The organism is Flavobacterium sp. RNTU_13, from assembly GCF_046614455.1.
Taxonomy (GTDB): domain Bacteria; phylum Bacteroidota; class Bacteroidia; order Flavobacteriales; family Flavobacteriaceae; genus Flavobacterium.
In genome coordinates, this window is sequence record NZ_JBKJHB010000001.1 from 348,027 (window position 1) to 363,824 (window position 15,798).

Here is a 15,798-nt window from a genome sequence, read left to right on the forward strand (position 1 = left end):
TTATATCTATAAGTAGTTAGGTAATATTGCTGGTTTATAAATGGTTTTATTGTTCCCACTCGTATTTAAGTTCTTTCCCTGATCTTATCGGTATATCAACCCTCCCTGCACCTTTATTATCGTTATCTATAATTGCTCTGGTGTTTAGCAGGTATTCTTCATATAAATTAACAAACTCCTTATATCTTATAGGTTTAGAGTTTTTAGACTTATATAAGGCCGAAAACTCCTTATTAAATATATCGCTTTTAGTAAAGTCTAGTTTAAGGAGCTTTATTGCATATGTATTAGATTCGTCTTGAGCCTCCATTATAAGCCCCGGCAAACCCTGAAGTTTCCATGGCCCGTAAGGAACGGCAACCTTTGGCGCAAACCATGCAATCCATTTCCTTCCCCTAAACAGTGCTGTAGCTTTCGTACAAGAATATCCGGCAATCTCACGGGTTTCTTGCGTTAGTTCCCATTTGAGACTGTTAAGTGCATCTTCTACATAGAAAATGTTACCATTAATATCATCAAATAAGTATATCTTACGCTTCTTGTAATCAATTTTAGTGTAAGGTTCAAAAACATTTTCTGACGCTACAATAGTTGTATTACCATCGTCCTTACCACTTTTATTAAAACTTCGGGTATTATAATTTTCAAAATAAATGGTACTGTTATTATGACAATACAACGTTGCTAACATGGTATTAGGCAAATCAGTGTTATTGTAAACCCTGTATTCGGCTTTAAAATCATTGTTGTAATCTTGTGAAAAACAAACATTACAAATCATTAGCACCATTAAGAATATAGCTTTTTTCATACTTTGTGTAAATAATACTTTTTAGAGACTAGGGTTAAATTTTACCTTTCCTCTATTCCTCCCAATCGTATTTAAGTTCATAACCAAACCGTGGCACCTTAAAGTCGGGCACCACTATGGCTTTTGAGTCTGCATCCATTTGCTTGTCTAGATTATCAAAAAACTCCTTGTTCTTCTCAATGCACTCCCTGTATGGCATGGGCACTTTATTTTTAGTTTTTATCAATGATTTAAAATCACGCTGCAAAAGGTCGCAACCGGTGGTAGAAACCTTTACGGCATCAAACGAAACCTCACCAGTAGCATCATACGCCTGTAATATTAAGCCGGGGAGGCCGAGCAATTTCCAGGGGCCAAAGGGTGCCGGGATTTGTGGAGTAAACCACGCCGTCCAGGTGCGCCCCCTGTAGTATGCTTCTGCTTTGTAACAGGTGTACCCTGCTATTACTTTTGTTTCGCTTCCCACGTTCCAGTTAAAGCCGCCATACGTATCTTTAACTAATGCTATAGACCTGGCCAAATGAGAATACAGTAACAATTCCTTTTTTTCTGCATCGGCCCGGGTATACATGGTTTCTATTATGGGTAATACATCGCCGGTTATGGGGGCGGTATAATTTTTTGCAGATTGGGCATCTGAATAATTCTCACCTCCTAAATGATAAAAAATGCCTGCGCCTTCATTTGCAATAAGTCTATCATAACCTCCCGAATACGACGAAGCGAAAGGGATAGCCATATACATTTTGTAGGTTATCATAGTGCATTGGCGCTGCTGCGAGAAAGTAACTGTTGTAAAAACAAGTGTAAATAGTGCAAAAAAAGATTTCATGTAAGCGGTTTTGGTTTTCACTGGTTGGTCCCACCGGTTGTTTAGCAGGGACACCCTAATGTAAAACATAAAACTCCGCTTCCAGATATTATATTTCTTAAAAAAATGTTAACTGCGGAAAACCCGCAACGCAAATTAGGGTTTTACCCATGTAAACCCTAGCAGGATGCAAATTGTATAAAAAACCTATCTTTGCACCATGAAATGGCTTACTAACCTTTTTAAAGGCAAGAAAGAAGAAAAAGAAATTACAGACCCCATGAAAAAGTTCCTCATTGCCGGACTGGGAAATCCCGGTGCCGAATATGTAAATACACGCCACAATATAGGCTTTAAAATACTGGACCGCCTTGTACAACAGGAAGGGCTCAGCTGGGAAACCGCAAAACTGGGCCAGGTAGCGGAATATAAACTAAAGGGCCGCACCCTGATTTTACTAAAGCCTAATACCTATATGAACCTTAGCGGTAAAGCGGTAAAGTACTGGATGGATAAAGAAAACATAGCCAAAGAAAACCTTTTGGTGGTTACAGACGACCTTAACATACCCTTTGGTACCATACGCATTAAGGCAAAAGGTAGTGATGGTGGGCATAACGGTCTTAAGAACATTCAGCAGATTTTAAACACTGCAGATTATCCGCGCTTTAGGTTTGGTATTACAGACGCCTTTAAAAAAGGCCAGCAGGTAAATTATGTTTTGGGCGAATGGAGCGAGGAAGAAAAAACGGCAATGGGCGAACGCCTGGATAAGTCTGCCGATGCCATACGGGAGTTTGCGCTATCGGGTATTGCTAATACCATGAGCACTTTTAACGGCAAATAACGCCTTATTAAAATAGCAACAAAATAAAAAATGGCGACTGTAAATACAGCCGCCATTTTGTTTTATGTATAACGCAGTGATTATTTCACTACTATCTTACGGGTTTCTTTACGGGCACCATCTTGTACCGTTACAAGGTATACACCCTGCTCGGCATTATTCAGGTTTATGTTACCCGAAAACAGTCCGCTATTGGCAAACTTATTATTATATACTACCCTGCCACGAATGTCGTGTACCATAATGGTAATATCATTTTGGCTCTGAGAAGTAAACTCTACAGTAAACGTACCGTTGTTAGGGTTAGGATACACCACAAAGTTACTTAGCCCTACCTCAGGAGTGCTTAGTACATACTGAGATGAACATATTTGTACGGCCCATGAATTTATACTTCCGGTATCACCGCTTTGGGTATCCCTAAAACGTAGTTTCCAGTTACCGTTAATGGTAGAACCTACATAATTATTAAGGGTACCTACCGCCTTATATGTACCGGTAGTAGGGCTGGCGCACACTACAGAGCTACCGGCATCACTAAAGGTTACGTTAAGGTTTTGGCGGCTAGAACATTGTGCAGACCACAGGTTAACAGTTGTATTAAGCGGGTTTTGTACAGCTATAGTAAGGTCGCTTAGGTCTGTGTGTGTAGCATTTACAGCCACGTTTATAGATGAAACAGTTCCCGAAATTCCGCTAACCGCTACCTGTTGCGTTGTGTAGGTAGAGTTACCGTCTGGTATGGTTGCACCCGTGTTATTTGTAAATGTTTGGCAGTTTGTTACCAGGGTATAGCCTATAACAATGCTTTCAAGATTTACGGCATAAAATACGTTACCTACTGATTTTACCATAACACGGCAATCTGTACCTGTAACACCAGCCGGAACCGTTATAGTCTGTGTACCATCGTTTGCAGTACCGCTTGCTAAAACAGTATCAAAACTTTGTCCTCCGTTAGTAGAAAGAAGTATATCTACCTTAGCACAGTTAATACTGTTAGCAGTGGTACCTGCTACATCCCATGTTATGGTTTGCTGGCTGTTGTTATCCCAGGTAACACCTGTGGTAGCCTGCGAAGTAACCTGGAACGGACCCGCAGCTGACTTTACAACTATAGAGGTTTCGTCTGTTTTTGTGTAGCCTCCTACGCGGTCGTTAGATGCACCTGCTACGTTGTCTTTACCGGTAAGGGTAAACTTCATGGTACGGCTTGTATTTGAAACCGACTCCCACGTAGATGAAAGTGCACCTGTAAGCACAGTTTCAAGTTCAGGGAAATAACGTACAGGCGTAGCCGTAGGCACTAAAGACCTAAAATTAGCTCCTGTAGTTTTTGTTAGTGAAGGAAAGCTTGATGAACCCGATGTAGCGCTAGTACTAGGGTCATTTTCTTCCCATAGGTAGGTAATGTTTGAAGCATTGCCCGACATACCTACTCCCGAAAGCACAAATGCCGTACCCTTAGGTATGTTGTAATCTGTACCTGCGTTTACTACAAAGTCTGCGTTATTCATTGAAGAATTTTGCCCACAACTCTTATTAGCGAGGTTAGATTGTATTTGCTTAAGGTTAGCAGCGGTAAAATAAGGGTCTGAATGTTGTTGTATGTCAAAGCCTTGCGATACTCCTGCATAGCCCATAATGGTACTACCACTACCCGGCTCTGTTTGCGGAGAAATATTTGCAGTTCCTACACCTTCATAGTTATATGAAAAAGAGTGGTTACCACCCAGCTGGTGGCCCATTTCGTGCGCTACAAAGTCTATATCAAAACTATCTCCCTTAGGTATATTGTTAGACGGCGAGGTAATACCACTACCTTTTTGTCCATCTATACAAACACAGCCTATACAGCCGGCATTACCGCCTCCGCCAGACCTTCCGAAAAGGTGGCCTATATCATAAGCATCTTCGCCTATAACAGATGTAAGCGTATTTTGCAGCTCTGTATTCCAGTTATCCATATCCGTCGCATTAGAATACGGGTCGGTAGAAGCATTGGTGTAAATAATGCTGGTTTCGTTATCAATCATTATAAGGTTAAGGGCCAGGTCTATTTCAAACACGCCGTTAACACGGGTCATGGTAGTATTCATAGCTGCCAGTGCACCTGCCGTGCCATTAAAGTAGCTACCGTACTCACCCGTACATGATAGTGCAAGCCTGTACGTTTTAAATATACGCGAACTTGATTGTGCAGAACGCTCTGTAAGTTTATCTGCTGCGTTAATTAAAGAAGCATCTTCGCGCGTGGTACAAGACCATGGCAGTTTACCTTTATCGCGCTTATCGCCCGATTGAAAGATGGCATATACAGCTGCATTTGTGGTATAAGGTTCTATAAATTCAGCTTTACTATCGGCTTTTATAACCATGGTTTGAATCCCAGACGGATCTACACTCATACGAAGGTGTGCTGTAGGATTATCTAAGCCGTGCCCTGCATACGAGCGTATTTCAGGGAAGTTCTTTTGTAGTAACGGAGAAAAGTTTGAGGCTTCAAAAACCTCATAGCGTTCTGCAGATCCGTCCAGCGTAGGAATAGATATAATTACCCCCGGTGCTCCAGACCAGCGTTGCGGCGCCGTGGCAAGCGCCTTCTTAAGCGTTTCCACATCAATGGAAACAAGGGTTAGGCCTTCCTTAGCATTGGCAAAAAGAGGGCTTTTTTCACCAAGGGTTTCTACCTTAGACGATTCCAGTATCGTCCAGGAGCCTCCCTTTTGTGAATAGCCTGCCGTAATGCTTAACAGGGCGCTAACACATAATAGGAATTTTTTTTTCATTGTTAACAAAATGTTTAGGTAGTCAATAGAGGGCAAATATACTGTTAATATTGTGTTTTTCATCGACACATTTCTAGGTGTTTACCGACAAACTATGTTAAAATTCAAACATTTGACGAATTACATACAATTTTAAAACATATATTAACACAATAAATTAATTTTGCCTTAATTAATCAGGATTGGTTTTGAATATCTACAACGCTATAGAGGAGTTCCCTCAAAACATAAAAACCGTGGTTACCTTGGGCACTTTTGATGGCGTGCACCAAGGACACAAAATATTACTGAACCGGTTATTGCAGGCAAAACAAAAAACGGGCTACCAAAGTGCGGTGCTTACTTTTTTTCCGCATCCGCGTATGGTACTGCAACAGGGAGGCGAATTTAAACTGCTTAATACCATGGCAGAAAAAGCTACCCTGCTACAACAACAAGGCATAGACAACCTTATTATACACCCTTTTAGCCTGGAATTTTCAAGGCTTACCGCCGAAGAATTTGTAAAGAACATACTGGTAGACCGCCTTAACGTAGCGGCAATTATTATAGGCCATGACCACCGTTTCGGCAGAAACCGCACCGCTACTACCCAAGACCTTGAAGAAATGGGCAAAGAATACGGTTTTGAAGTGGAGCAAATCTCGGCATTTGAAGTGCAGCAAACTCCCGTAAGTTCTACTAAAGTACGCAATGCCCTTGCCGAAGGAAACATAACCCTGGCTAACAACTACCTGGGCTACCCGTACTTTATTACCGGCATCGTAGCCAAAGGGCAGCAACTGGGCCGCACCATAGGTTTCCCCACAGCAAACCTGCACGTAGCCGAAGACTACAAACTTATACCCGCGCACGGCGTATACACGGCATCGGCACAGATAAACGGAAAAACGGTATACGGTATGCTAAACATAGGCGTTCGGCCTACGGTAAGCGGCTTTGGGCAAACCATAGAAACGCATTTTTTTGATTTTAACGAAGACATTTATAATACACCGTTACAACTAAACCTGCACTCCAGGATTAGGGATGAACAAAAATTTGAATCGCTGGACGCGCTTAAAGCACAGTTACATAACGATGCACAAACGGCACGGGCATATTTTAATCTGTAAAAAATAACCTCAGCAAAAGTATAATCAGCCTTAAAATCATAATGATTTTAAGGCTGATTTGTTTTTTACCCCTGCGTGAAACAGCCCCAACTTTAAAACTCCTTAACAACAATTGGCAAATGTTTAAGGAACAAGCACTTACATTTTACGTAACTTTAGTGTAAGCCTTTGCCTGATAAGGTGCTGCAGCCGTAGTTGCCGGCAAAGGAGGTATGAGTACTGAAACAACAACTTTAAAACTACCTGTTTATGAAAACTTCAAGAATCTTAACAAACGGAATCATCATTTTCTTAGGTATAGGCGTATTTTTCCTGTTCATGGAACTACTTGGGCTGTCTAAAAACATCTACTTACGCCTTATCAATTTTGTGTTTGTAATTTATGGCGTAAACCGTACACTACAGCAAAACCATGATGAGGGCAATTATGGCTACTATACTAACCTGGCTGCCGGTCTGCTTACATCGGTAAGTGGTTTAATAATGAGTGTGGCTGCATTTTTAATTTATGTAAGCATACAAGGCGGAGACACCTACCTGGAAAGATACCATCAGTCGTACCTGTTTGGTAGTGGTAATCCATCAATGTACCAATTTGGTATAAGCCTGTTCCTGGAAGGGCTTGCGGCCTGCGCCATAACCTCGTTTACGCTAATGCAGTTCTGGAAAGATAAAGACCGTAAAATCAACGCGGTAGACGACGTTAACCACAACAGCTACTAATCTTTAGGGGGTAGCGTATATCATTTAAGCATAAATTAGTTACTTTTGGTGCAAATAATTTTGTTATGAGCAACAAAAGACACGATTGGACAAGGGACGAAATAATAGCATTATATAACAAGCCCTTTATGGAGCTGCTATACGAAGCAGCTACAGTACACCGCCAGCACCACGACCCTAACGTGGTACAGGTAAGTACACTACTTAGCATAAAAACCGGCGGTTGCCCGGAAGATTGTGGCTACTGCCCGCAAGCTGCCCGATACCATACCAATATAGAAGGTAACGACCTTATGAGCGTGCAAACTGTAAAAGCACAGGCCCTTCGTGCCAAGGCTTCAGGATCTAGCCGCGTATGTATGGGTGCCGCATGGAGAAACGTAAAAGACGGACCTGAATTTGACCAGGTGCTGGAAATGGTACGTACCATTAACAAACTGGATATGGAGGTTTGCTGTACCCTGGGTATGCTTACCGAAAACCAGGCAGCGCGCCTTGCAGAAGCCGGATTGTATGCCTACAACCATAACCTGGATACGTCTCCGGAATATTATAAGGAGGTAATTTCTACCCGTGGGTACGATGACCGCCTTAAAACCATAGAAAACGTAAGGAAAACTAACGTTACTGTATGTAGCGGAGGTATTATAGGTATGGGCGAAACGGTAGAAGACCGTGCCGGTATGCTTGTAGCATTGGCATCGTTAAACCCACAGCCGGAATCGGTGCCTATTAACGCGCTTGTTGCCGTAGACGGAACTCCGCTTGAAGACCAAACCCCGGTAGAAATATGGGAAATGGTGCGTATGGTAGCCGTTACACGTATTGTAATGCCTGAAACACAGGTTAGGCTTTCGGCAGGCCGTACCCAAATGAGCCGCGAAGGACAGGCCATGTGCTTCTTTGCCGGTGCCAACTCTATATTTGCCGGTGATAAGCTGCTTACCACGCCAAACCCTGACGTGAATGAGGACATGAAAATGTTTGAAACACTTGGGCTACAACCGCAAAAACCGTTCATTAAGCTAATGCAGCCGCAAACGGTAGAAGCTGAAGATTCGGCATACCAGTCGCTTGGCGAAAAGCCAAAATGGAGCCGCCCGGGCCACACTATAGACCGTAACCTTAAAGCAAGCGGCAAGTCTGTAGAGGAAATTACTGAATAACAACGTGTTTACATAGTATACAAAAAGCCCGAAACATAATGTTTCGGGCTTTTTTTTGCATACGCAAATTTTAAAAACTGACTAACTTTAAAAGAATTGATATATAAAAAGGGATTTATTTCTTTACAAAACTGTCTATAATAGCATCTACCTCCTGCTGGGTAGCATCTGCCTTTAAGGCAAACAACTTACCGAATAGCGATTTTTTATCTACTTTTTCCTGAAGCGCTAAATCTTTATCGGCAGCAAAAACCTTATCCCATTTGGTACGCACTTTAAGCCAAAGCGCTTTGTTTTTTGCCCACCAGTCCTGTGCTATTTTACATTTGCTGTCGGCTACTTTAGTATACACATCCATTCCTTTTTCCTGCGCCAGTAATACATCGTTACCGTTTGCATCCCTTACCAGCTTGTCGTTATCCTGCTCGTGCAACCAACCAAAAGCGGTAATCTCATGAATATTCCTTCTTTTCAGCACATTATAGTCGCTGCGCTTGGTATGTTCCCTGCGTGGTAGCGGAGCATCGGTAGTGTTCATCCAGTAATGCTTGCCGTCTATATGTACCCAGCTTGCCGTGCCCTCATATCTTGGGCTGTCATCTACCTGATATACTTTTTGTGTCCACTGCCCTTTAACCTCTTTGGCAGGTAGCTTTTTATACTTCCAGGTGTTATCCTTAAAAAAAGTATACAGCTCAGTATTTTCATACAGCCAGTCCTGGCGCCAGTGTTTTACAATATCATCTTCTACAGGGCCTGTTATAAGCAGGTGCTGCATTACCACCTTGTTAGGGGTATCTTCTACCAGCTCTATCCACTCCAGTGCTTTCTCATGTTTGGTTTCAGAGGGTTTATAGCTGGCACTGTCTTTAGGGTAACTAAAGGTTTCAGTAAAATTAAACTGTACTTCGTAGCAGCCACACATGGATTTAATGGCTTTTTTATCCTCTTGCTGGCTGGCTTTCTGAGCCACGCCATTAAGTGTAAACAATGAAGCAGTTAGCATTAAAAAGAGTCTGTTGTTTTTCATAATACGGATATGATTCTAAAATTTTGACAGGGCAAAAATATTAAATTAATTTAGAATAAATAAAAATAGAGTATATATTTGCAACAAATTATTCAGAATGCTTCTAAATAAAATTTGCATAGCAGGTATTTTTTTATATGGATGTAATGCCGTAGCCCAGCAGCACACGGTGCAGGATTCGGTAAAAAACACGCAGCTAAATGAGGTAATGATAACCGCCACCCGAAACACCCGCCAGCTGGCTAACCTGCCGCTACCCGGTGCAGTAGTAGACTCTGCAACCATAGCGCGTGCCGGCATAGCACGTCTAAACGAAATACTATCTGAACAAACCGGGCTTATTACAGTAGCCGACTTTGGCGGTGGCGAAGGGTTGCAAATGCAGGGCTTAGACGCTGCCTACACCATGATTATGATAGATGGAGTGCCGCTTGCCGGGCGCACAGCAGGCACACTAGACCTTTCGCGTATTACCGTAGGCAATATAGAACGCATAGAAATAGTTAAAGGTGCTTCGTCTGCACTGTACGGGTCAGAGGCTTTGGCAGGGGTAATTAATATCATTACCAAAAAACCAAAGCCAAATACGCTAAAAGGCGTTGCTGCCTACCGCTATGCATCATTTAAAACCCACGATGCTAACGTTACACTAAACGGAGGTTACAAAAAGCTTGTGGCATCGTTATTTGCCAACCACTACATAAACGGTGGTTACGACCTAAACACATCAACACCAAACAAAACAGTAGAGCCGTATGTAAACACCACAATTCAGCCGAAGCTGGGTTATACTATAAACGATAAGCTTAACATCAACGGGTCGTTTAGGTATTACAACCAGCTACAGGATTACAAGCTTTATAGCAGCGAAACCAACTACAGCGGAAAAACAGAAATAAACGAGTGGAATGCACAACTGAAAGCAGACCATAAATGGACCGACAAATCACGCGCGGAATACGAAATTTACACCACCAATTATCGCAACGGCCAGTATCTGAACAGCCCTGAGGGTACACCTTACGAAAACAGCTTTTACAACCAGTGGCTCATACGCCCCGAGATTCGCACCATGTATAATCTTAAAAAAGGCATTTTTACAACCGGTATTGGTTTTAACCATGAGTCGCTTAACCGCACCTATTTTCAGAGTGAAGCAGTATTTAATTCGGGTTACGCCTACGCACAGTACGACTATAACCCCGGCGGCAGGCTTAACCTGCTTACCGGCCTGCGCTACGATGCCCACAGCAAGTATCGCTCGCAGCTAAGCCCAAAGATTGCCGCTAACTATAAGGTTTCTGAAGCTTTGTCTGTAAAAACATCGGTAGGCTACGGATATAAAGCCCCTGATTTCCGGCAATTGTATTTCAATTTTACCAATTCATCGCAAGGGTACAGCGTGCTGGGCTATAATGTAGTGCAGGAACAACTAGCGGCGCTTGAAGCCGCCGGGCAAATCACCCGCCTTTACGACGTAAACCTCGGGAGCCCTTTAAAGCCGGAGAGTTCTATAAACTTTAACCTTGGGGCGTATTATAAAAAAAAGGCACTAAAAGCCGATATAAACTTCTTTTACAACTCCATAAACAACCTCATCGATTCGCGCGCGGTGGCACTTACCACTACGTCGCAAACCATATTCAGCTATATAAATGTAAACCGTGTATTTACCTACGGAACCGAACTAAACGCACAGTACAACATTACTGATAACCTTCGTTTACAGGGCGGATACCAATACCTTGTAGCCAAAGACCCTGATGTTATAAACAAGATTAAACACGGGGAAGTATTTGCCCGCGACCGTAATACGCTGGAATCGTTCCAACTGAAACGCTCTGATTATTTCGGGTTGTTTAACCGCTCACGCCACATGGCTAATTTAAAACTATACTACACCGTGCCTGTATGGAAAACCGATTTGTCACTAAGGGCGGTGTACCGTAGTAAATATGGCCTAACCGACTCTAACGACAGCCAGGGCGTGCTGGATAAGTACGACACATTTGTAAAAGGCTACGTATTGCTGCATGCATCGGTTACACAGCCCCTTGGCAAACATTTCCTGCTTCAGGGCGGGGCAAATAACCTCTTGAACTATACCGATCCGGTTAATATATCAAACCTGCCGGGGCGCATAGCCTACCTAAAACTTCAGTATAATTTTTAATCCTAAATACATAATTTCAAAACTCAAAAAGATGAAAAACCTATTTAAAACGTCTGTCCTTGCCTTAACCGTTTTACTTGCTTCATGCGATAACGACGATAACAACACCCCTGCGGCTACCGCTGCCGAAACGGTAACTGTATCTAACCTGTATGCACCACAAAGCGGTGGCCAGGGCCAGCCGGTAAGCGGGGCGTTTACTAAATTCAGCTTTTCGCAAAACGCTACCGTAACAGACGACAGTTGGGATATAGCCTTCCGTGGTACCTCAATCATAGTAAACGGTGGTAGTGTTATAGGTGTTACAGATGAGCCTGCACGTACTGGCGTAGCGGCAGCCAGCACCGTAACCGGAACCTTTGCATCGGTTACAGCCATTCCTGCCGAAAGCACCTTTACACAAGACGCTACCGGTACGTATGCTATAAGCAACTGGTATAATTATGATGCTGCTACACACATTATAAGCCCGGTAGCAGGAAAAGTATATGTGGTAAAAACCCACGATGGCAAATATGCCAAATTCGAAATACTAAGCTATTACAAAGATGCACCTGCTTCGCCTGAGGCTACTTCGCCATCGCGCTATTACACCTTTAAATTTGCCTATAAGCCAAACGATAACACTACATTTTAATACCTTAAGCCCTCCACTACCGGAGGGCTTATTATTTACGGGAGTTTAGTTATATTTGGGCAAAAACACGGGCATGACCTTTCGCCATTTTTATATATCCCTTTTAATGGCACTGCTTTGTACACCACTATGCGCGCAGACAGTAGCTCAATGCGATACGCTTATTAAAAGAGGCGTAAATGCCATGTGGCAAAAACAGCATGCAAAATCGCTGGAACTGCTTACAGAGGCACGCACCATGGCCGAAAAAAACCACTGGTACAAACAGCAGTTTCTTGCCCTTAATAATATTGGCGCCAATTATTATAACCTGCTGGATTATGGCGAAGCGCTAAATTACTATCTGGAAAGCTACACCCTGGCAGTAAAAAAACTTAACCCCACCAGCGAAATGGTGGTGCTAAACAATATAGCCATACTCTACTCTACCGAAAAAAACTTCGCCAAGGCAAAAGAGTACCTTAACAAGGCCTACAACATTGCAGCAGAAAATGGCGATACGCTTAAAACGGGCCTGTATGCCATGAATTTAGGCCAGGTAGAAAACGAAGCAAAAAACTACAAGGAAGCCCGCCGTTATATACTGCTTTCGATACCCATGCTAAAACACGATGCCAACCTCTACAGCCTGGGGCAGGCTACACTTATTGAGAACGATTTTTATCTGGGCAATGCCATAAAGGCACGGCAGGCGGCCATGCAACTACTCCCCACGTTAAAAAACCCGGGGTTTAATGATATTGGGCTTATACTTAATATGATTGTAGCACGCAGTTACATACAAACAAAAAATGCAGACGAAGCTATAAAAAGCATAACTAAAATATTAGCCTCCACACCCGGGCTTAACATGCAGCAGGAACTTTATAGCCTGCTGGCACAGGCATACACCCTGAAGCAGGACTATACGGGAGCACTGCGTTATAAAGACTCGGTTTTAGCAACCGAAAAGAAACTGACCAAAACAAAAAATGCCGAACTCTACCAAACCAGCCGTGTGAAGTTTGAATTGCAGGACTACCAAAACCAGCTGGCCATAAACAAAGAGAAGCTAAAATCAGAACGGAATTTTACCTACTACCTTGCCGCCACAGGCCTGGCGCTTATTATTATTTTAGTACTCATAGCCCGCAACCAGTCGGTAAAAAACAGGCAAAAGCAGTTAATATCCGAACGGAATGAAAAAGCACTGGAGCTGGAACTGGAACAGGAAAAAAATGAAAGACTACTACTAGCCCAGCAAATACATGAAAAAGAAGCGGCAGCCCTGCTGGAGCAGGAACGCCTGAAGACCGAAATAGAAGCCCGTAATCGTAAACTTTCGGCACGTGCCCTTTATCTTACAGAGCGTAATACCCTTATAGAAGATCTTATACAAAGCGTGGGAGAAAATCCTGCACTGGCAGGTAACCCGGCACTTATGCAGCACATAAAGTCGTTAAAGGTACACCTGAAAGGCACGGCCGACTGGGACAGTTTTGTAACGCATTTTGAAGAAGTAAACAACCGCCTGCTGGAAAAACTGAAAACCGCCCACCCGGCACTTACCGCTAACGACCTGCGCTTTATAGCCTACATATATATGAACCTTACCACCAAAGAAATTGCAACCCTGCTGCATATAACGCCCGAGGCATGCCGTAAACGCAAGGAGCGGCTCTCGGCAAAAATGGAACTCCCGGAAGGTACACCGCTCTATGATTACCTGCTTGCAGTGTAACCGTGGGTGTTAAAAAAAATAAAAAATACGCTATCTTTACCGCTACCAACAAAAACATTCCATGAATAAGAAATTATTTGTAATGGCTGCGCTCATGGCTGCCAATACCATTTTTGCTCAAAACAAGGACACTGAAAATGCCGACCGCCTTTTTGCGCGTTTTGAATATGTAGATGCTGCTAAAGAATATCTTAAGCTGGCCCAGAAAAAGAAAGACCCCTACGTATACAAGCAACTTGCCGAAAGCTACTTTAATGTGTACAACACCCGCGAAGCCGCTACCTGGTATGCTAAAGCAACCGAATTTCCTCAGGATGCCGAAACCTACTATCGCTATGCACAAATGCTGCGTGCAGAAGGCAAACACGAAGAGGCCAATGTGCAGATGCAAAAATTTGTCAAACTCGCTCCGGCAGACCAGCGCGCCATAGCGTTTAGCAAAGACCCTAACTACCTGCCCAGGCTACGCAGCCAGGCAAAACTGTTTGACGAAAAAATACTGAACATTAACGATGACAAGTACAGTGATTTTGGGGGAGTATTAGCGCAGGACAATACGTTTTATTTTACCAGCTCGCGCAATGTGCTTCGTAAAAAATACGGGCGAAATGAGGAGCCTTACCTGGATATGTACTCGGCTACATACAACAACGGGGCTTTTACAGAACCATCGGCCATTAACGAAATCAATACCAAATGGCATGATGGGCCTGCATGTATTTCGGCAGACGGTAACGTGATGTATTTTTCCAGCGAAAGCTTTATAAACGGTGCGTTTGTAAAAGAAGGGGGCGCCAGTACAGGCTTTATTCACCTGTTTCGGGCAGAGAAGAAAAACGGCAAATGGGGAAATATAAAATCAGTACCATTTAACGGAAAAACATGGAGTACGGGTAATGCCAGCCTTAGTGCCGATGGTAAAACACTGTATTTTGCCAGTAACAGGCCGGGCTCTATGGGTGGCAGTACAGACATTTGGAAAGTAGCCATTAAAGGCGACAACCAGTACGGCGAACCCGAAAACCTGGGCAGCACCATAAACACTGAAGGACGCGAAAACTTTCCGTTTATTACGGCAGACAACAAGCTGTATTTTGCCTCAGACGGACACAAAGGCTTTGGCGCACTGGATATTTTTGTGGCAGATCTTACCCAAAAAACCGAGCCTCAAAACCTGGGGCAACCGGTTAACTCGGCTAAAGATGATTTTTCGTTTACATTTAATACCGAAAACAATATTGGCTTTTTTAGCAGCAACAAAGCCGGAAAAGACAATATGTACATGGCTATACCATTGTGTGGTGTAGATGCCATTGTTACCGTTACAGACAAAATTACAGGTAAGGTAATACCGCAGGCTAACGTAACTATACTGGATGATAGAAACAATGTTATAGAAAGCCACAAAACAGCTATGGATGGTACTACTACCTATGCGGTAGACTGCAACAAGGCGTTTACGTTTCAGGCAGAAGCGGCGGGATACGAAAATGCAACGTTTACCATGGCGGCTTCTAAAGGTGGCAAGCAGCAGGTGCAGGCGGTATTAAACCCGCTTTCGGCACTTATTGTAGAAAACCGTATTATGCTGAACAACATCTACTTTGAGTTTGACAAAAGCTTTGTAACCCGCGAAGCCGCATTTGAGCTCAACAAACTTGTAAGCATAATGAAGGCGAACCCTACTATGGTTATCAGCGTAAAGGCGCACAGCGACTCTAGGGGTAGTGACGAGTATAACCTTAAATTATCAGACGAGCGTGCAAGGGCTACCGTACAATACGTTATCAGCCAAGGAATAGCATCCGAAAGAATCAGCGGTAAAGGCTATGGCGAAACCGAGCCTCTGGTAAGATGTGGCGACAAGTGTACTGATGAGGAACACGCCAAAAACCGACGCACCGAGTTTATTATTATAAAAAAATAACACCACTCACCGTTGGCAGGATACGCAATGGCATAACATTTGGGTAAAT

12 protein-coding genes are annotated in these 15,798 nt (G+C 43.2%); 8 read left to right on the top strand and 4 right to left on the bottom strand.

The window, feature by feature from the left end:
- Positions 1-46: 46 nt before the first annotated feature.
- The gene (locus ACLI08_RS01590) at positions 47-811 is read right to left on the bottom strand and encodes a GLPGLI family protein (RefSeq protein WP_411426700.1); all 765 of its coding nucleotides are present in this window, start codon (positions 809-811) and stop codon (positions 47-49) included.
- A gap of 52 nt (positions 812-863) precedes the next feature.
- Positions 864-1,643, bottom strand: coding sequence for a GLPGLI family protein (locus ACLI08_RS01595; RefSeq protein ID WP_411426701.1), 780 nt, complete (start codon positions 1,641-1,643; stop codon positions 864-866).
- A gap of 199 nt (positions 1,644-1,842) precedes the next feature.
- On the opposite strand from ACLI08_RS01595, the gene pth reads away from it, so the two are divergent.
- Positions 1,843-2,469 (top strand): aminoacyl-tRNA hydrolase, encoded by a 627-nt coding sequence (gene pth, locus ACLI08_RS01600; RefSeq protein WP_411426702.1) that lies wholly within the window; start codon positions 1,843-1,845, stop codon positions 2,467-2,469.
- An 80-nt stretch (positions 2,470-2,549) separates the two neighbouring features.
- On the opposite strand, the gene ACLI08_RS01605 is transcribed toward pth, so the two are convergent.
- Positions 2,550-5,258 (bottom strand): reprolysin-like metallopeptidase, encoded by a 2,709-nt coding sequence (locus tag ACLI08_RS01605; protein ID WP_411426703.1) that lies wholly within the window; start codon positions 5,256-5,258, stop codon positions 2,550-2,552.
- A gap of 188 nt (positions 5,259-5,446) precedes the next feature.
- On the opposite strand from ACLI08_RS01605, the gene ACLI08_RS01610 reads away from it, so the two are divergent.
- From ACLI08_RS01610 to bioB, 3 genes are all read left to right on the top strand, one after another.
- Positions 5,447-6,373, top strand: coding sequence for a bifunctional riboflavin kinase/FAD synthetase (locus ACLI08_RS01610; protein ID WP_411426704.1), 927 nt, complete (start codon positions 5,447-5,449; stop codon positions 6,371-6,373).
- A gap of 249 nt (positions 6,374-6,622) precedes the next feature.
- Entirely contained in the window at positions 6,623-7,096 is a 474-nt protein-coding gene (locus ACLI08_RS01615) for a hypothetical protein (protein ID WP_411426705.1), read from the top strand.
- Positions 7,097-7,161: 65 nt separating this feature from the next.
- Positions 7,162-8,262, top strand: a complete 1,101-nt coding sequence (gene bioB, locus ACLI08_RS01620; protein WP_411426706.1) for a biotin synthase BioB — start codon at positions 7,162-7,164, stop codon at positions 8,260-8,262.
- Positions 8,263-8,377: 115 nt separating this feature from the next.
- Here bioB and ACLI08_RS01625 read toward each other — a convergent pair whose 3' ends face one another.
- Positions 8,378-9,292 carry a DUF6607 family protein gene (locus ACLI08_RS01625; protein WP_411426707.1) on the bottom strand — a complete coding sequence of 305 codons (915 nt, stop codon included), beginning with the start codon at positions 9,290-9,292 and terminating at the stop codon, positions 8,378-8,380.
- 97 nt (positions 9,293-9,389) lie between these two features.
- On the opposite strand from ACLI08_RS01625, the gene ACLI08_RS01630 reads away from it, so the two are divergent.
- The 4 genes from ACLI08_RS01630 (at position 9,390) to ACLI08_RS01645 (ending at position 15,749) form a co-directional block, all read left to right on the top strand.
- Positions 9,390-11,465 (top strand): TonB-dependent receptor plug domain-containing protein, encoded by a 2,076-nt coding sequence (locus ACLI08_RS01630; RefSeq protein ID WP_411426708.1) that lies wholly within the window; start codon positions 9,390-9,392, stop codon positions 11,463-11,465.
- Between the two features lie 31 nt (positions 11,466-11,496).
- Positions 11,497-12,102 (top strand): HmuY family protein, encoded by a 606-nt coding sequence (locus ACLI08_RS01635; protein ID WP_411426709.1) that lies wholly within the window; start codon positions 11,497-11,499, stop codon positions 12,100-12,102.
- Between the two features lie 73 nt (positions 12,103-12,175).
- Complete coding sequence (locus ACLI08_RS01640) at positions 12,176-13,822, top strand: tetratricopeptide repeat protein (protein WP_411426710.1); 1,647 nt, start codon at positions 12,176-12,178, stop codon at positions 13,820-13,822.
- A 61-nt stretch (positions 13,823-13,883) separates the two neighbouring features.
- Complete coding sequence (locus ACLI08_RS01645; RefSeq protein ID WP_411426711.1) at positions 13,884-15,749, top strand: OmpA family protein; 1,866 nt, start codon at positions 13,884-13,886, stop codon at positions 15,747-15,749.
- Positions 15,750-15,798: the final 49 nt, after the last annotated feature.